Raw genomic sequence first — 17,917 nt, forward strand, 5'->3', positions numbered from 1 at the left:
GTTAGAGAGGTGAGTTCAAATCGAACTTTCAATTAGACAGCAACACATTATTGATATTGTCAAAGAAAATGGACCAATTACTGGTGAACATATAGCGGAGCGTTTGTCTTTAACAAGGGCAACACTCCGCCCTGATTTAGCCATTCTAACAATGTCTGGTTTTCTCGATGCCAGACCGCGGGTTGGTTATTTTTATACTGGAAAGACAGATTCACCTGCTCTATCGGATGAAATTCAAAAGATTAAGGTTCATCATTATCAATCAAGGCCTGTAATCGTTGAACAATCCACCTCTGTATATGAAGCCATCTGTACAATGTTTTTGGAAGACTGTGGCACGTTGTTTATTGTTGATAAACAGTCAACGCTAGTAGGAGTTGTATCTCGAAAAGATTTACTACGAGCAAGTATGGGTGGACAAGCAATTGAAACAACGCCTGTTAGTATTATTATGACGCGAATGCCTAATATTACGATGTGCGAAAAAGAAGACTCTATTATAGAAGTTGCTCATAAGCTCATTTCAAGACAGATTGACGGGTTACCGATCGTGAAAAAAGTGGATGTAGGTTCAGGATATGAAGTAGTTGGGCGTATAACAAAGACGAACATGACTTCTTTATTAGTGGATCTTGCTAAGAATGAAGGAACATAAGGAGGGCTGTTCTTAATGACGCAAACGGAACGCTTAATTGTATACATTGTATCGGATTCAGTTGGAGAAACGGCTGAGCTGGTAGTGAAAGCAGCGGTAAGCCAATTCAACGGATCAAATGTTGAAATTCGCCGTATTCCTTATGTAGAGGACAAAGGAACAATCCAAGAAGTAGTTCAAATTGCTAAAAAAGTGAAGGCGTTAATTGCCTTCACACTCGTTGTCCCAGAGATAAAAAATTACTTGCTTGAAGTTGCAAAAGAAGCCAACGTGGAGACAGTTGACATTATTGGGCCGGTACTAGGGAAAATAAATCAACTTACGAATGAGCAACCTCGCTATGAACCAGGCTTAATTTATCGTTTAGATGAAGATTATTTTAGGAAAGTCGAGGCCATTGAGTTTGCAGTTAAATATGATGACGGCCGAGATCCAAGAGGAATTATTTTAGCGGATGTTGTGCTTATTGGTGTGTCAAGAACATCAAAAACACCACTATCCCAATATTTAGCGCATAAGCGTTTGAAGGTAGCGAACGTTCCCTTAGTTCCAGAAGTTGAACCGCCTGAAGAGCTATTTAAGATCTCAAATAAAAAATGCATCGGTTTGCGTATTAGTCCAGAGAAGCTTAATAGCATTCGTACGGAGCGCTTAAAAGCTTTAGGATTAAAGTCAGAAGCAAATTACGCCAATATTAATCGCATTAAACAAGAGCTGGCGTATGCTCAAGAAGTCATGGAACGAGTGAATTGCCCTGTAATTGATGTTTCGAATAAAGCAGTGGAGGAAACAGCGAATTTAATTTCTAATATGTTCCAAAAACATTGATTGGAAACTGTTTACTGTTCAAACGCTATGTTTTGAAGTATAATTGCCAATTGGGACTCTAATTTTGCAGAATGTATGTATAAATAGGGGATAGATCAAATAAATTTAAAAAGTCAAGACTTTTTCTCGTTTTTTTGGTAATGATAGTAAAGAAGATGAAAGAGCAATGGGTTTCGACAGTTTCTTGTTTTTTTCGTCAAATAAGAAGGAGATCAAACCTTAAATGTTGAATGATACTGTATGAGTTCAACGGTGTACGTTGATGCAGATTCTTGTCCTGTAAAAGAAGAAATCATTAAACTTTGTGATCAATACAAAAAAGAATTGGTCTTTGTGTTTTCATATGCACATAATATGGTCTTGCCTGAGCATGTAAAAACCGTACAAGTTGATGTGGATAAAGAAGCAGCAGATCTGTATTTACTGCAAGCTGTTTCTCGTGGCGACGTATGTATCTCTCAAGATCACGCACTTGCTTCTTTGTTACTTATTAAAGGCGTGACTGTGCTATCGCCTCGTGGCCATGTATACATGGAAGAAGAGATGTCGAGCATGTTACAGTCTCGTTATGCAGCACAAAAGGCTAGAAGAGCGGGAAAAAAAACAAAAGGTCCGCGGAAATTTACTGCCACAGACCGAGAGCAATTTGTGCATTCACTTGAACAAGTTCTTAGCACTGGTAATTGAAGGAATAGGTGAGAGCTGTATGTCTGTGAAAATTCCTGAAGAGAAATTAGCCGAAATAAGGAACGCGAGCGATATTGTCGATGTTATCGGGGACTATGTGCAATTAAAGAAAAACGGTCGACAATATGGTGGACTATGTCCTTTCCACGATGAGAAAACTCCTTCTTTTTCTGTCTCTGAAGAAAAGCAAGTTTATCATTGCTTTGGTTGTGGTGCTGGTGGGAACGTTTTTACCTTCTTGCAGGATTTGGAGGGATGGTCTTTTGCGAAGACCGTGGCTCACTTAGCCGGAAAGGCGAAAATCTCTTTACCGCAAGTAGTTGAATCTAACGAGAATCAAGTTTATGAAGATACTTCAAAAGTTGATGCAATGAAGAAAGCTCACCAGTTAGCCGCTTCGACGTATCACAGTATTTTTATGTTCACGGAAGAAGGTTCTCCAGGGCGTGTTTACGCTCAAGAGCGTTATTTTACAGAAGCTCAAATTGAGCATTTTAAAATAGGGTATGCGCTTGACGAGTGGGAGACGTTAGCGAAGGTGCTTGAGCAAAATGAGTTTGATTTAACGATTATGGAAGAAGCTGGTCTAGTAGCAAAGCGAAAAACAAGTGGCTACTATGATTTATTCCGCAATCGTTTAATTTTTCCTATATCCGATAATAATGGTGACATTGTCGGTTTTGGAGGAAGAATTGTTGGTGAAGGCCAGCCAAAGTATTTAAATAGTCCAGAGACACCTATTTATCAAAAAGCAAAGACGCTGTTTCATATGTTTGAAGCACGGCCGATTATTCGTAAAAAAAATAAAGCCTATTTGTTTGAAGGGGCATTGGACGTAATGGCTGCCTGGAAAGCAGGAATTGAAAATGCTGTGGCGACATTGGGTACAGCTTTAAGTCAAGATCATGCAAAGCTACTTCGGCGTAACGCTGAAGACGTTATCCTTTGCTATGATGGTGATAAAGCGGGCCGTGAAGCCATTCGAAAAACCATTCCTGTGCTCGAAAATGTAGGTTGCCAGATTCAAGTCTGCTTATTGCCGGACGGTTACGACCCAGACGACTATGTAAAGGAGTTTGGCGAAGAAGCCTTGAAAGCCTATTTAGAAGAAGAGCTTTTATCCGTAATGGCTTTTAAGATGTATGACGCTAAACAAACAAAAAACCTTCAAAATGAAGGAGAACGTCTTAAGTATATTGAAGACATGCTTGAAGCTATTGCGCGATTAGAATCGATTGAGCAAGAACATTATCTAAAGCAGCTATCAAATGAATTTAATCTTTCATTCCAAGTTCTTCATCAAGAGATGATGCGCAAAGAAAGAAAGGCTACGCCGCCGCGTCAGCAACAGCAGACTGAACGGCATAAAGACACGGTTAAATCTCATCACGCATTTCAAACGTCTCGTCCAGTTGCTGCCCACATTAAAGCAGAACGAATGCTTCTCGGGTATATGCTACAAGACGAAGAAATGATTTGGAGAGTAACAGAGCGTTTGCAAGATGGCTTTAATATAGATGAACACCAAGCTCTGTATGCTTACTTAATCTCCTTTGTTTCGCAACATCCAGAAAAGGGAATAAAGGAGTTTATAGAGAGTCTAGAAGACCAAAAGCTTGCAAAACTAGCCGCTTATTTGCTTATGCAAGATGTCAAATTAGAGTGTACAGATGCTGAGTTAGACGATTATATTAAGAAAATTGAACAATACCCTAAACTATTACAAATTAAAGAAAAGCAGCAAGCGGCTCGTCTAGAGCAAGATCCAATTCTCGCTGCGCAGAAACAAATGGAGCTCATACGCAAAAAAAGAGAACTGCTAGGTAAGTAACTCGTCGTTAATTTTGGAAGGAGGGGATCGAGTGGCTGATAAACCGTTACGTCCAGTGACTGAAGGTGATCTATCCATCGATCAAGTAAAAGAACAATTAGTAGAATTAGGTAAAAAGCGTGGGACCTTAACGTATGCCGAAATTACAGAGAAAATGGCTTCGTTTGAACAGGACGCGGATCAAATGGATGAGTTTTATGAGTACCTTGGTGAGCAAGGGGTTGAACTCGTGAATGAAGCTGATGATGAAGTCCCATCTATGCAGCAAGTCGAAAAGAATGAAGAAGAATTTGACTTAAACGATTTAAGTGTCCCTCCAGGAATAAAAATAAACGATCCAGTTCGTATGTATCTTAAAGAGATTGGTCGTGTACCGCTTTTATCGGCTGAAGAAGAGATCGACTTAGCTAAACGTATTGAGCAAGGTGATGAAGAAGCAAAAAAACGTTTAGCAGAAGCAAACTTACGTCTTGTTGTATCCATTGCTAAGCGTTATGTTGGTAGAGGGATGTTGTTTCTCGATTTAATTCAAGAAGGAAACATGGGTTTAATTAAAGCCGTTGAGAAGTTTGATTACGACAAAGGATTTAAATTTAGTACGTATGCAACTTGGTGGATTCGTCAGGCAATTACCCGTGCCATTGCTGACCAAGCGAGAACAATTCGTATCCCTGTTCATATGGTAGAAACCATCAATAAACTCATTCGTGTTCAACGTCAACTTTTACAAGACTTTGGGCGTGAACCAACACCTGAAGAAGTTGGAAAAGAGATGGAGCTAACGCCAGATAAAGTGCGCGAAATCTTAAAGATTGCACAAGAGCCAGTTTCTTTAGAAACACCAATTGGTGAAGAAGACGATTCTCATTTAGGTGACTTTATTGAAGACCAAGAAGCTCTTGCACCTTCAGATGCTGCTGCCTATGAGTTGTTAAAAGAACAGCTAGAAGATGTGTTAGACACATTAACTGATCGAGAAGAAAATGTTCTCAGACTTCGTTTTGGACTTGACGATGGTCGAACGCGTACGCTTGAAGAAGTGGGTAAAGTGTTCGGTGTTACTCGCGAGCGTATCAGACAAATTGAAGCAAAAGCATTGCGCAAATTACGTCACCCAAGCAGAAGCAAACGATTAAAAGACTTTCTCGATTAATGAAGTGCACACGGATTCAGCATAGACTGATTTCGTGTGCCTTCCTTGTTTCTATTTTACTTCTTCTTAAAACGGAATGCAAATTGTTGTTGTGAATTTTCTTATAAATCAATTTGAATTTTTTGTGCTATTTTAGGGAAAAGTAAATTGAAGCCTTTTCATAATGGGCAATTTGAAGTAAACTATAGTAGATTCGTGCTTTTTTATACATATCTAATGGTTAGTTCTAACGAGAAAGGAGAGCACCTATATGAAGGGACGTCCGTTAATTCCGTTTGCTTTTATAGCATTATTGGGAATTGTACTTATCGTTGCAATGTCTGCAATTGGTGTTGATCAACGTGCTAGCATGGATGAAGAAGAAGAAGAGCCTGTTGACATTGGAGATCCCGTTGAATATGGACAAGGTATTGTTGAAAGTTCATGTATAACGTGTCATGCAAATGATTTAGGTGGTACTGCTAGTGCGCCAGCGATTAATAATTTAGAGGGACAGTTGTCTCACGATGAAATCGTTGACATTGTAACAAACGGTCAAGGAAATATGCCGGCTTTCGGTGGTCAGTTACAGCCTGAAGAAATTGATGCGGTAGCCGAATATTTATTGTCGATGTCGGAGTAGGAGAGCGGGGGGATAACCCTGCTTTTTTCTTTTGGAAGGAGAAACAACAAATGAACACAAGTCAACTTTCACATAGACTAGAACGTGTAGCGTCTTATGCAGCTGGTTTTAATGTACTAGCGGATATTGGTTCCGACCATGCTTATTTGCCTTGCTATCTCTGTTTAAATGACTACTCTTTAAAGGCAATTGCAGGGGAAATTAATGAGGGTCCGTATCAATCGGCATGGAAGCAAGTGAGATTGTCTCAATTAGAGCATCAGATTGATGTGCGAAAAGGCAGTGGTTTAAATGTGTTGCATCAGGGTGAGGAAGTTGATGTTATTACGGTCGCAGGAATGGGTGGACCTCTGATTGCATCAATTTTAGATGGGGGAAAAGACAAGCTAATCAAAGTGAAGCGGTTGGTACTTCAGCCTAATGTGGCTTCTCACGCGGTACGGAAGTGGTTAATGGATCACCAATATCGAATTGTAGCAGAAGACATTCTCGAAGAAGATGAAAAGATCTATGAAATTATTGTAGCTGAACCCTCTGTAGCTACCGTTTCTTATACAGAGACAGAGCTGTGGCTTGGTCCGCTATTAAAGCAGCATCAGACGTCTGTTTTTAAGAAAAAGTGGGAACACGAAAAAACAAGCTGGAAACGTGTGTTAAAACAACTACAATTGGGGAATAAGTCGATAGAGCTTGAACAGAAACAAGCTGACTTAAACCGAAAAATTGCAATGGTTGAGGAGGCCTTATTATGACAAAAGGTGTTACAGCCCAAAACGTCATTAAAGAGTTTGAACAATTTTCCCCACGAAAATATGCGGTTGAAGGAGATCGTAATGGTCTTATGGTCGGAACGCTAAACAAACCTATCCATACCGTTATGATTGCTTTAGATGTTCTAGAAGAGACAATGGATGAAGCCATTGATAAAAACGTTGATCTTATTATTGCGCATCATCCATTATTGTTTAGACCTCTTAAGCAAATTAATTTAGATACAGCAATGGGAAGAATTGTGGCAAAGGCGATTAAGCATGAAATCACCATATATGCCGCACACACCAACTTGGATGTTACAGAGGGTGGAGTCAACGATTTATTAGCGGAAAAACTAATGATTCAATCCCCTGATGTGCTCGTGCCAACGTATAAAGAGAACTTGTTAAAGTTTGTTGGGTTTGTTCCTCGTGAACACGCAGAGGTTATCCGACAAGCATTAGGTGAAGCAGGGGCAGGCTTTATTGGAGAGTATAGTCACTGTGCTTTTTCCGTTGTAGGTGAAGGAACGTTTCGGCCGACTGGTGAGGCAAATCCCCATATAGGTGAGTTGAATAAACAGGAAGTGGTGGAAGAGGAACGGATTGAAACCATTGTGCCAAAAACCCACTTACAGTCGGTCCTTAATGCGTTCTTCGCTGCGCACCCGTATGAAGAACCGGCTTATGATCTTATTCCATTAGAGAGTCCTTCGCTTGTCCGTGGACTTGGGCGAATTGGCAAACTAGAACAGCCGCAGTCATTGCGTGATTATGTGAAGGTAGTAAAACTAGCACTTGGTTTGGAAGGTGTTCGTGTAGTTGGTAACTTAGATAGGAAGATAAAAAAAGTTGCTGTCCTTGGTGGTGACGGTAACAAGTATGTGAATCAAGCGCTGCGTAAAGGCGCGGATGTTTTAGTAACTGGAGATCTTTACTATCATGTAGCGCAAGATGCAAAAATGGACGGGCTAACCATTATTGACGCTGGGCATCATATTGAATCAATTATGAAAGCAGGCGTTGCAAAGGAATTGAACAAGCGAATGAAAGATATGGGTTATTCGATTACCGTTTTTCCTTCATCCGATAGCACGGACCCCTTTCAATTTATGTAAACAAACGAACCCCTCTTGCAACTTGCAAGAGGGGTTGTGTTATTACTTTTTAACACGAACTTTTGGTAAGATTTTTTCAATCGGAACCTTCTTCGTTGTATCCCACGTCGATTCTTCATTTGGATCATAGTTTTCAATAAACGTAATGACTTCCTTAGTAATTGGAGTCGGAGTCGAAGCACCCGAAGTGACACCAACTTTTGTTGCATCTTTAATCCAATCTAATTCTAGCTGAGATAGATCACCGATCCGATAGGCTGGTGTACCAGCAATTTGTTGTGATACTTGAGCTAAACGATTTGAATTGTTACTTTTTGGATCACCAACAACAATCACAACATCGCACTGAGAAGCTTGTTCTGCGACTGCCTCTTGACGAACTTGAGTGGCTAAACAAATCTCGTTATGAACTTCAGCCTTTGGATAAAGCACCATCGCACGCTTCATGATATCAGATACGTCCCACTGACTCATCGTTGTTTGGTTTGTAATAATAATATCACGGTCATCCAACGTTAATGACTCAAGATCCTCCATCGTTTCAACTAAGTGTACAGCGCCAGGAGCAACACCAATTGCTCCTTCCGGCTCAGGGTGCCCTTGCTTCCCTATATAAATAAATTGGTGCCCTTCCGCTGCTTTATCACGAATTAAATCATGAGTGCGTGTGACATCAGGACAAGTAGCGTCGATACAAGTTAACCCTTTTTCTTTTGCTAAACGACGAACTTCTGGAGAAACGCCGTGTGCAGTGAAAATAACGGTCCCGTGTGTTACTTCCTTAAGAATCTCAAGACGATTTGGGCCGTCAAGAGAAATGATGCCATCCTCTTCAAACGCATCTGTAACATGTTGATTGTGAACAATCTGCCCTAGTATATAAAGAGGTCTTGGCAAGTCCAAATTTTGTGCAGCTTGACGTGCCATAACCATCGCGTCAACAACGCCATAACAATAGCCTCTTGGTGAAATTTTTAATACGTCCATAAAAATTAATGGCCTCCTATTAAAAACAGGCCTTCGTTTAGTGAAAGCCGTGTTTTGAATTCATCTTCTATTGTAAAGGAGTTCTGCGCAGGTGACAATCAAGACGCGTTATTAATTTGCTTCTTCTAATAAATTTGTGTCAATAAATTCATATGCCTGCTCTTCGGAGTACTCTTGAACAACAGCCAACTCGCTTGCAACCATTTGCCTCGCTTTTTGAAGATGGTGTCGATCTTGAATATGAAGACCGTTGGATCGTTCAGTTTGCTTCTTTGATAAAGAAGAAACGAGGTGAGCGGCATCAATAATACTTCCTGTCTTAAGCAAATTCTCAGTATCTCTAGAAAATTGACTGGAAGATAAAGGTGTCTCAGGCCCCGTTTTTAATGCATCCGCTACTTGATTGACTTCAGAGGAGGAGATGACCTTTCTAAGCCCGGATTGATCTATGCGAGATTCTTGAAGCATGAGGGTAACGTCAACAAGTGGGAAATGCAGAATATAGTATGATTGTGTTTCTCCTAGAACATTCTTTTCTTCAATATCTTGGATCTTTCCGGCCCCATGATAAGGGTAAACAACGTTGTCTCCGACTTTAAACATGGACATTCCTCCAATCGATTTATACAGTACATTGTAACACATTTGAAGGCAAATATCAAATTATACTATCGTTATAGGAGGCTTGTCAACAACTAAAAACCGATTTATATATAAAGTTTTGGAAGGGATGCTCCCTGTGTTTCCGGTCTTTGTCGGCGCACTGGTCTCGGCGTGATAGCGGCAGGTGATGCACTAGGTTGAGATTCATGTGTAGCGACAGGCTCCGGAACATGTTGAACTGGTGCAGACGCCACTTCAAGTGGTGCAGCAGAAGTTTCATTAGTAGGGGTTTGTCGCATAGTACGCATCATTCTCCATAGAGTCGGTACATTTTTAATAAAAGGACCGTATTGCTGAACCATTGGTGCAACTTGTTGAGTAATGCCCATTACTCGTTGTGTATTTTCAAGAATTGTCGCGAAATTAAAACCTCCAGAGGCGGCGGATGTTCCTAAACTAGTTAAGCGTCCTCCGCCTAGTAAACGAGCTAAGATACCGCCTCCTCGTGTTGCTCCTGCCATGTGCTGCATGGGAGCTGAAGCCATGGAAGCAGTAGGCTGCATAAAACCGGAAGCGGTTCCTAATAACCGACTTGAGCCGCTCGATAAAGGTTGCATCGGAATAGAACTAGCGGGTGGTCCGTAATAAGGCTGCATAACATTCGCTCCTAATAAAATCTAATAATAATAGCCTATGCAAAGATAGGTAATCCGTGCACATTTAAACCTTGGAGTTAATGTGAAATTATGATAAAATGAACTATTGCACGAAGGAACTGGAAAAGAGGAAATGAATATGAATGCAGAAAATTTTTCACGTCTCGGAATAACGAATAAATTACAACAAGCACTTGTTGATGCCAACATATCAAAACCAACGGAAATACAAGAACGGTTAATTCCGGCAATCTTAAACAAAAAAGATGTTATTGGCCAATCACAAACAGGTACAGGAAAAACGTTTGCTTTTTTGTTACCACTTATTGAACAAATAACGGTAACGGAAGCGCATGTACAAGCTATTGTGACAGCACCAACAAGAGAACTTGCGAACCAGCTTTATAATGAAGTAATGAAGCTAATAAAGCCGTTTGAAGGGGAAATCCAAGCGCAGTTGTATGTAGGTGGTACAGATCGTCAAAAGCAGATGGATCGTTTGCAGTCAAAACAACCACATCTTGTTGTCGGAACACCAGGGAGAATTAATGATTTAATACAGCAAAATGCGCTACTAGCACATACTGCCACCACTCTTGTTGTAGATGAAGCAGATCAAATGCTTGATATGGGGTTTATTGAGGATGTAGATAAAGTAGCTGGTAAAATGGCAGAAGAGCTACAAATGCTCGTTTTTTCAGCAACAATTCCTGAGAAACTACAGCCATTTTTACGAAAATATATGTCTCAACCACGTCACGTTCATGTACAGCCTGAGGTATTAGCCGCAAAAGCAGTAAAGCATCAGCTTGTTCCAGTGCGACATAAAGATAAAATGACTGTTCTTAAAGATGTTGTCAAGCACATTAATCCATATTTAGCGATTATTTTTGTGAATACAAAAGAGCAAGCAGATATTGTAGCGGATGAATTAGCGAAAGAATCTTTAAATGTTGAACGTTTGCATGGAGGTCTTGCATCAAGAGAACGACGTAAGGTAATGAAAAAGGTTGATGATGCAAGTGTTCAATTCCTCGTAGCGTCTGATTTAGCTGCTCGTGGAATGGATATCAAAGGTGTCACTCATGTCATTAACTACGAATTTCCGGCTGATTTAGACTTTTACGTTCATCGTGTTGGGCGTACAGCTAGAGCTGGTGCAGATGGTATAGCATTATCGCTGTTTGAGAAAACCGATGAATATGCGTGTGGTAAGCTATCGAGCAAAGGCATTACATTTACATTTGTTGAGTTTAAAGACGGAGAATGGCAACAAGTAAAAGGGCCTATTGGTAGCGGAGGCTTTTCACAAAAGAAACCCCAGTCTGGTGAAAAGAAAAAAGCAGATACAACAGCAGCAAAGCCACAAGAGCGAACAGGTGGAAAAGCTAAAGCAAAACCAAAGAAGGTCAAGCCTGCTTATAAAAGAAAAGCACGCGTTGCACAAGAGAAACGCAATAAACGAGATAACAAATTACGTTCCCGTAAAAGTAAGTAAAGGAGAGTTTGAACAATGTCTTTGTTAATTGGATCACATGTATCAATGAGTGGAAAAAAGATGTTGCTTCAATCAAGTGAAGAAGCAGCAGCTTATGGTGCAAATACGTTCATGATTTATACGGGTGCGCCTCAAAACACAAGGCGCAAAGCAATTGAAGACTTAAATATTGATGCAGGGACACAACATATGCAGGAACATGGGATTCGTGACATTGTTGTTCATGCCCCTTACATCATTAATATTGCCAATACCCAAAAGCCAGAGACCTTTCAGTTAGGTGTTGATTTTCTTCGATCTGAAATAGAGCGAACAGAAGCTCTAGGTGCAAAGCAAATTGTTCTTCATCCAGGAGCCCATGTAGGGGCAGGTCCTGAAGCAGGTATTGCGAAAATTATTGAAGGATTAAATGAAGTACTAACCGAAAAGAGAGATGTGCAAATTGCGCTAGAAACGATGGCTGGTAAAGGATCTGAATGTGGTCGTTCATTTGAAGAACTTGCCAAAATTATTGATGGTGTTACGCATAATGAACGTCTCTCTGTATGTTTTGATACGTGTCATACCCATGACGCTGGCTACGATATTGTAAATGATTTTGATGGAGTGCTCGAATCATTTGACAATATTATAGGCGCTGATCGAATAAAAGTTGTTCATGTTAATGATTCAAAAAACGAGAGACATGCTCAAAAAGACCGTCACGAAAACATTGGCCATGGATTTATTGGTCTAAAAGCTTTAGATTATATCGTTCATCACGATCAATTTAAACACGTGCCAAAAATCTTGGAAACGCCATTTATTGGGGCGGATAAAAAGGATCGTAAACCTCCATATAAACATGAAATTGCGTTACTCCGAAGAGAACGTACGGAGCCTATTGAAAAATAATTAAAAAGAGCACCACTAGTTTTTAAAAACTAGGGTGCTCTTTTTAGTATCTAATGGTAAAATAATGGCAAGATCAACTTTTTATAACATATGATTATATTTTTGAAACAATTGTGACACAGTGGACGAAACATAGGAATCGGTTTCGTTCGTCAATTGATTAATAATGGCTTCCACTTGTTTCTTATTGCCAACGTTTATAGTTTGTTGCCTAAGTATGCGTAAAACACTATCTGCTTGTTGGCTTGTTAATGGGTAACCTTGCTTCTCAGCTAGCTGAAGAAATTCCTCTTTACTAATTGAATTAATCTTTTGATTGATGAGCTGTTGCATGATGAAATTCATGTTGGCACCGCTCCTTAAATAGAAAGTCACTGTTACTATATGATTTAAAAGAAAAAACAGAACAAAAAAAGGAAATAGTGCGCCTTTTCACGAATAAGAGTAAATTATACGGAGATTCGGAAAAAAGTATGATGAGTTGTTATTCTGATTAATGACAAGGGGGGGCGTGAGTATTATGATTCAAAATTTTTTATTAAAAAATGCCCCTAATAGGAGTACTGATATGTTGCACAAAGAGATAAACGGAAAGCATGAGTATCATAACCAAACAATGTTTACACTTATTCAAGAGTTAAACTTACCGTATCTAAAAGTGGATCAAGCTTTAAATGTACTTTCTTGGAATGAAATGTTTAGCTATTTAACAGATATAAAAACAGATGAACTTCAACACTCCACAATTAGTGAACTCGCCATTACACATAACATTGCAGAATTTTTTCTAGACCAAATGGCACTTAGTTCAAAGTATGTACAGATCACGAAGAGTATCTATGAAAATGGTGGAAATGTACTAAATGTTACATTCATTCCAGAAGTTGAAGATGATCAAGTCTATTATTTTATTATGCTTGAAGATTTATCACTACAAACAAAATACGAGGAACTACTGACGTTTCAACATCAAATGCAAGCTGTTTCTCACATTGCCGCTGGCGTTGCTCACGAATTAAGAAATCCTCTTTCCGTTATAAAAGGGTTTTTGCAGCTATCGCATTTAACCTGTGATTTCCAAAAATATTATAATACGATCATTTCAGAGCTAAATCGAATGAATATTATTATTGAAGATTTTTTATCTGTATCTCGAAAGAAAACAAATCGCAAATGGCAATCTCCCTCTAGTTTAATCGAATCTCTAGTTGAATTAATGAAAGCGGAATGTTTATTGCATAGCGTTGAATTACAAGTGGATTTTGATAAATCTTTTTCAATATGTCATATAAATGAATCAATGTTTAAGCAAGTCATGCTAAATTTACTTCGCAATGCGATTGAAGCATTTGATGAAGGAGCGTCTTACAAGTATTTAAAGGTTTCAAGTAAAGAAATAGGTGAATATGTACATATTGAACTCATCGACAATGGAAAAGGAATGCCTAAAGATGTACTTGAACAGTTAGGAAAACCATTCTTCACTACAAAAGAAAAAGGTACAGGAGTGGGTATTCCGCTATGCAAGAAAATTGTTGAGGATCACGGTGGGCAATTTCAGATCTTAAGCGAACGAGACGTTGGTACGAAAGTCATTCTTACATTTCCGCTGCTCGTGTAGTGTGACGAAACGGATTCATTTCTTTTTAGCCTTTTAGAAGGCTTTTTATTTTCAGTTTGAGTAATGGAAGATGTTAGTTGTTGACGGATGTAAGAAGATCGTCTATCCTACTTTGGAGCTGAAGGAGGAGGACGTTCGTATGAAACGTAATCAAAAAAAGCTTATTTTATTAAGTGTACTAGGTTTACTTATTGGCCTATTTTTATATGCAAACAGGTTAACTGGCGGTCAAATGCACGCACATGCAGAGAAGCTTGAACGAGACGCCTATTTAGCCGAATATCAGAAAATCGAGGAAGCAACGGCTTTCTTTAAAAACGACGGGCTAGACGCATCTTTTAATGTGGAAGGCAATGGCGATACATGGAAAAAAGCAAAGCAAGTTAGTGAAGCCTTGTATCAAGATAGTGATGGTCACTTTGAACAATCATGGGGTCTGTACTTAGGATTAGTTGCAGATCAAAAAGACGTAGATCCGTTTTTAGTATATGAGCTACTTAAGGTAGAAAGTGGTGCGACTTTTGATGAACATGCTATTGGACCAGAAACGAAGTATGGACATGCTTATGGAATGGCGCAATTTATGACGAACACCGCTCCGTGGATTGCGGATATGGCGGAGCTTGAGTATAAAAAGGATTATTTATTTAATCCTTACTACGCGATTCACTTATCTGTCCAATATTTACAGTTTTTACACGATCAATACAACGATTGGGATAAGGCACTCACAGCTTATCACAGAGGAATGGGCGGTTTGCAGTCGTACCTTGCGGAAAATGGCCATGCAAAAAGTGACTATGCAGTGACGATTCAAAAGCAAGCAAAAAATCATGATTCCTTATAAAAAACGGCGCTTTTCGCAGCCGTTTTTCTTTTATTTACTAATAAGCAAATCATGGCTGGACAAAATAAAAAAAAAGAGTATAATAGACTGGAGATAAATCGGAATCATTCTGAAATAAGGGGGATGGAAATGATTCGCGAAAATTACGTAACGTTAGATCATATTACGTTCGCATATGGACGTCGTCCTGTATTAAGCGATGTATCACTAACAATCAGACAAGGTGATTTTTTAGGGTTAGTTGGTCCAAACGGCTCTGGGAAATCAACATTAATAAAAATGATGCTCGGTCTATTACAACCAAACGATGGAACAGTAAAAGTATTTGATGAACCGATTGATTCGTTTCAACAATGGGATCGGATTGGGTACGTTTCTCAAAAAGCAAACAGTTTTAGTAGTGGCTTTCCAGCAACTGTGTATGAAGTTGTATCAATGGGTCTGTTCGGTAAAATTGGTTTGTTTCGCTTTATGAAGAAGAAGCATAAAGAGATGGTGTACCGCGCTATTGAGCAAGTGGATATGATGGATTATTTAGATGAAAACATTGGTGAATTGTCCGGTGGTCAACAGCAACGAGTCTTTATTGCACGGGCACTCGTCAGTGATCCTGATTTGTTAATTTTAGACGAGCCAACAGTGGGAATTGATGCAAAGAGTGTTGCTTCTTTTTACGAATTACTTCACACATTAAATCGGGATTTAGGCAAAACGCTTTTATTAATTTCACATGATATTGGAGCAATGACCGATCACGTAAACAAAGTGGCTTGTTTAAACCGGACCATTCACTTTCATGGAAAGACAGAGGAGTTTGCAGCGAAAAAAAATAAATTGGATTTTTATGGACATGATGTTCATTTGCTAACTCACAGTCATGAAGGAGTGCACCATGCTTAATGCGTTTTTAACTTATGACTTTTTACAATATGCTCTATTCACTGGCGTAATGATCGGTTTACTTGCTCCTTTACTAGGAGTCTTTTTAGTTGTTAGGCGAATGTCTTTAATTGCAGACGCTCTTTCACATATTACGCTATCTGGAATTGCATTTAGTTTATTACTCGGCAGCTACATTCCTTTTATGCAGGGGGTTAACCCGCTTTATATGGGTATGGCTTTCTCCGTAAGCGGCTCTTTATTTATGGAAAAGCTCCGTCAAGTGTATATTCACTACAAGGAAATTGCGATACCGATAATTATGTCAGCGGGAATCGGGTTAGGTGTCGTTTTTATTTCAATGGCAAATGGTTTTAATACCGACTTATTAAATTATTTATTTGGCTCAGTCATTGCTGTGAACCGAAGTGATTTTATTACAATCACTGTTATTACAGTCGTTGTGTTATTTATATTAGTCATTTTTTATAAAGAATTGTTTTTCTTATCTTTTGATGAGGAGCAAGCAAAGGTATCTGGCATTAATCGCCGTCTCGTTCATTTAATTTTCATGGTAATGGTTGCACTTGTTATTGCCGCGTCTATGAGAGTAGTAGGCATCTTGCTTGTCTCGGCGTTAATGACACTGCCAGTCGCAAGTGCTATGCGCTTCGCTAAAGGATTTAAGCAATTGTTTTTGTACGCGGTGATATTTGGTGAAATTGCTGTCATCGGTGGACTAATGCTCGCGTTTCAATTAAACTTAGCTCCAGGTGGCGTTATTGTGCTGCTTGCAGTTCTTATTTTGCTGCTGTCGATTTTATTTGGTCGAAATCGTAAAACGTTAGGGCGATTTCCACTTAAAAAAAGATCACGTTCTACTAGCCAATCGAGCTAAAATTCGGTACACTGGTAAGCAGAAGTCAAAGAAGAGGGTTGATTGAATGGATGTTTCCCATGCACTTAATCGCTTAAAAGAACAAGGATACAAATATACAGGTAAACGAGAGGATATGCTTCGCTTGTTTGCGGAGGATTCTAGGTATATGACAGCTAAAGACGTACTCGAAAACATGCAGGATCAGTATCCGTCTTTAAGTTTTGATACCATCTATAGAAACCTATCGTTGTTTGCAGATCTTGAATTGTTAGAAACAACAGAGCTAGATGGCGAAAAGCGGTTCCGCTTTAGTTGTCGAACGTCTGAGCACCATCACCATTTAATTTGTTTAGATTGTGGAAAAACAGAGCATTTTCATAATTGCCCTATGGATGAAGAATTGTTTAAACGATTTCCTGATTTTCAAGTAACTGGACATAAATTTGAAATTTATGGAATGTGCCAAGCGTGTCGACAATAAAACAAAAACAGAGGTGACTTCGTCATCTCTGTTTTTTTATTCCCATCATTTAAACGTTATGAATTGCTGTGAAAGAGAGAACCCTACTGATAAGGAGGGGATACCATGACACCAATTGTAATGTGTAATGTATCAAACTGTCGCCATTGGAAAGATGAAAATCGTTGTGGGGCAGAGAAGATCCTAGTTCAAACCGACAAACTAGAATCAACGTTTACAATGGAAGCGAGTAAAGAATTTGTTCTGGATCAGCTTGGAAAAGTGCGAAAAAGCGAAGAGACGTGTTGTCACACGTTTGAGCCAAAATAAAGAGCAAAGAGGCTTCAGGTCCTACCTAAAGCCTCTTTGCTTTTAACCATTCCTCAACCCAACTTTCGGCTTCTTGCCAGTTTGAAACACGGATCACGCCATCGGGGATCGGTAATCGATTATAGGGTGTGTCGAATAAAATTACGGGAATGCCACATTCTTCAGCAATCATGACAGCATTATCATGTTTATCTTCAAAAAACAGCTCAATGCCTTGTTCTTTGACTGCAGCAAGCTTATTGTGGTGACCAATTAATTCTACGTGTTGATAGGGGATATCGTGTTGTTTTAACCAATCAACAGTAATCGCCTCGTATTGTTTTTTTCGTGCTGTAATAAAGACTAATTCATGATCAACATGCCAACGCTTTAAAATTTGGTCAACTTGCTTGATTAACGGTGCATTACGATAAATAGTTGGCTCATTTGCGAGCATCCAGTCCCAAAACTCGTTTTCATCAATCTTTAATAACTTTGAAAGATCATAATCAGAAATATCATCTAATGTAAAATTTTTATGGAAGTCTTGGTTAATATATGGAATAAAAGTAGCGGGATCTGTAATGGTTCCGTCAATATCAAACCCTAAACGTCTTTGCATGGTATACACCTCAAT

At 39.3% G+C, this 17,917-nt stretch carries 21 protein-coding genes; 16 read left to right on the top strand and 5 right to left on the bottom strand.

Annotated features, from left to right (window positions below; genetic code table 11):
• The first annotated feature begins 19 nt into the window (after window positions 1-19).
• From ccpN to PQ477_RS16320, 8 genes are all read left to right on the top strand, one after another.
• On the top strand, window positions 20-655 hold the full coding sequence (ccpN, locus tag PQ477_RS16285; protein ID WP_081762284.1) for a transcriptional regulator CcpN: 636 nt from the start codon (window positions 20-22) through the stop codon (window positions 653-655).
• A 15-nt stretch (window positions 656-670) separates the two neighbouring features.
• Window positions 671-1,483 carry a pyruvate, water dikinase regulatory protein gene (locus PQ477_RS16290; protein ID WP_035396315.1) on the top strand — a complete coding sequence of 271 codons (813 nt, stop codon included), beginning with the start codon at window positions 671-673 and terminating at the stop codon, window positions 1,481-1,483.
• A 240-nt stretch (window positions 1,484-1,723) separates the two neighbouring features.
• On the top strand, window positions 1,724-2,170 hold the full coding sequence (locus tag PQ477_RS16295) for a YaiI/YqxD family protein (RefSeq protein WP_035396312.1): 447 nt from the start codon (window positions 1,724-1,726) through the stop codon (window positions 2,168-2,170).
• A 19-nt stretch (window positions 2,171-2,189) separates the two neighbouring features.
• The gene (dnaG, locus tag PQ477_RS16300; protein ID WP_144558767.1) at window positions 2,190-4,001 is read left to right on the top strand and encodes a DNA primase; all 1,812 of its coding nucleotides are present in this window, start codon (window positions 2,190-2,192) and stop codon (window positions 3,999-4,001) included.
• A gap of 31 nt (window positions 4,002-4,032) precedes the next feature.
• Window positions 4,033-5,154 carry an RNA polymerase sigma factor RpoD gene (gene rpoD / locus PQ477_RS16305; RefSeq protein ID WP_038478955.1) on the top strand — a complete coding sequence of 374 codons (1,122 nt, stop codon included), beginning with the start codon at window positions 4,033-4,035 and terminating at the stop codon, window positions 5,152-5,154.
• Between the two features lie 250 nt (window positions 5,155-5,404).
• Window positions 5,405-5,776 carry a c-type cytochrome gene (locus tag PQ477_RS16310; RefSeq protein ID WP_035399030.1) on the top strand — a complete coding sequence of 124 codons (372 nt, stop codon included), beginning with the start codon at window positions 5,405-5,407 and terminating at the stop codon, window positions 5,774-5,776.
• A gap of 50 nt (window positions 5,777-5,826) precedes the next feature.
• Window positions 5,827-6,528 carry a tRNA (adenine(22)-N(1))-methyltransferase gene (locus PQ477_RS16315; protein ID WP_274272501.1) on the top strand — a complete coding sequence of 234 codons (702 nt, stop codon included), beginning with the start codon at window positions 5,827-5,829 and terminating at the stop codon, window positions 6,526-6,528.
• Window positions 6,525-7,646, top strand: coding sequence for a Nif3-like dinuclear metal center hexameric protein (locus tag PQ477_RS16320; protein ID WP_144558769.1), 1,122 nt, complete (start codon window positions 6,525-6,527; stop codon window positions 7,644-7,646). Before PQ477_RS16315 ends, PQ477_RS16320 begins: the two co-directional genes overlap by 4 nt.
• 42 nt (window positions 7,647-7,688) lie before the next feature.
• On the opposite strand, the gene PQ477_RS16325 is transcribed toward PQ477_RS16320, so the two are convergent.
• From PQ477_RS16325 to vrrA, 3 genes are all read right to left on the bottom strand, one after another.
• Window positions 7,689-8,633 (bottom strand): 4-hydroxy-3-methylbut-2-enyl diphosphate reductase, encoded by a 945-nt coding sequence (locus PQ477_RS16325; RefSeq protein WP_035399034.1) that lies wholly within the window; start codon window positions 8,631-8,633, stop codon window positions 7,689-7,691.
• 111 nt (window positions 8,634-8,744) lie between these two features.
• On the bottom strand, window positions 8,745-9,236 hold the full coding sequence (locus PQ477_RS16330) for a CarD family transcriptional regulator (RefSeq protein ID WP_038478968.1): 492 nt from the start codon (window positions 9,234-9,236) through the stop codon (window positions 8,745-8,747).
• Between the two features lie 104 nt (window positions 9,237-9,340).
• A complete protein-coding gene (gene vrrA / locus PQ477_RS16335; protein ID WP_035399049.1) occupies window positions 9,341-9,892 on the bottom strand; it encodes a VrrA/YqfQ family protein in 552 nt (183 codons plus the stop codon).
• Window positions 9,893-10,031: 139 nt separating this feature from the next.
• Between vrrA and PQ477_RS16340 the strand changes: the two genes are divergently transcribed.
• A complete protein-coding gene (locus tag PQ477_RS16340) occupies window positions 10,032-11,390 on the top strand; it encodes a DEAD/DEAH box helicase (protein ID WP_144558771.1) in 1,359 nt (452 codons plus the stop codon).
• A 15-nt stretch (window positions 11,391-11,405) separates the two neighbouring features.
• Window positions 11,406-12,284, top strand: a complete 879-nt coding sequence (locus PQ477_RS16345) for a deoxyribonuclease IV (protein WP_035399045.1) — start codon at window positions 11,406-11,408, stop codon at window positions 12,282-12,284.
• Between the two features lie 81 nt (window positions 12,285-12,365).
• Here the strand turns inward: PQ477_RS16345 and PQ477_RS16350 are convergent, their stop codons facing one another.
• Window positions 12,366-12,629: a DUF2624 family protein gene (locus PQ477_RS16350; RefSeq protein WP_060705101.1), complete on the bottom strand. Its 264-nt coding sequence runs from the start codon at window positions 12,627-12,629 to the stop codon at window positions 12,366-12,368.
• 223 nt (window positions 12,630-12,852) lie between these two features.
• Between PQ477_RS16350 and PQ477_RS16355 the strand changes: the two genes are divergently transcribed.
• The 6 genes from PQ477_RS16355 (at window position 12,853) to PQ477_RS16380 (ending at window position 17,301) form a co-directional block, all read left to right on the top strand.
• Window positions 12,853-13,905, top strand: a complete 1,053-nt coding sequence (locus PQ477_RS16355; RefSeq protein ID WP_246117159.1) for a two-component system sensor histidine kinase NtrB — start codon at window positions 12,853-12,855, stop codon at window positions 13,903-13,905.
• Between the two features lie 139 nt (window positions 13,906-14,044).
• Window positions 14,045-14,752 (top strand): lytic transglycosylase domain-containing protein, encoded by a 708-nt coding sequence (locus PQ477_RS16360; protein WP_274272502.1) that lies wholly within the window; start codon window positions 14,045-14,047, stop codon window positions 14,750-14,752.
• 129 nt (window positions 14,753-14,881) lie between these two features.
• Window positions 14,882-15,652 (top strand): metal ABC transporter ATP-binding protein, encoded by a 771-nt coding sequence (locus PQ477_RS16365; RefSeq protein ID WP_412766077.1) that lies wholly within the window; start codon window positions 14,882-14,884, stop codon window positions 15,650-15,652.
• Window positions 15,645-16,529 (top strand): metal ABC transporter permease, encoded by an 885-nt coding sequence (locus PQ477_RS16370; protein ID WP_144558774.1) that lies wholly within the window; start codon window positions 15,645-15,647, stop codon window positions 16,527-16,529. The genes PQ477_RS16365 and PQ477_RS16370 overlap by 8 nt, the downstream gene beginning before the upstream one ends.
• 46 nt (window positions 16,530-16,575) lie before the next feature.
• The gene (locus tag PQ477_RS16375) at window positions 16,576-16,992 is read left to right on the top strand and encodes a Fur family transcriptional regulator (RefSeq protein ID WP_035398973.1); all 417 of its coding nucleotides are present in this window, start codon (window positions 16,576-16,578) and stop codon (window positions 16,990-16,992) included.
• Between the two features lie 105 nt (window positions 16,993-17,097).
• The gene (locus tag PQ477_RS16380) at window positions 17,098-17,301 is read left to right on the top strand and encodes a DUF1540 domain-containing protein (protein WP_035398972.1); all 204 of its coding nucleotides are present in this window, start codon (window positions 17,098-17,100) and stop codon (window positions 17,299-17,301) included.
• Window positions 17,302-17,326: 25 nt separating this feature from the next.
• On the opposite strand, the gene PQ477_RS16385 is transcribed toward PQ477_RS16380, so the two are convergent.
• On the bottom strand, window positions 17,327-17,902 hold the full coding sequence (locus PQ477_RS16385; protein ID WP_144558775.1) for a 5' nucleotidase, NT5C type: 576 nt from the start codon (window positions 17,900-17,902) through the stop codon (window positions 17,327-17,329).
• Window positions 17,903-17,917: the final 15 nt, after the last annotated feature.

The organism is Shouchella hunanensis, from assembly GCF_028735875.1.
Classification (GTDB): Bacteria; Bacillota; Bacilli; order Bacillales; family Bacillaceae_D; genus Shouchella; species Shouchella hunanensis.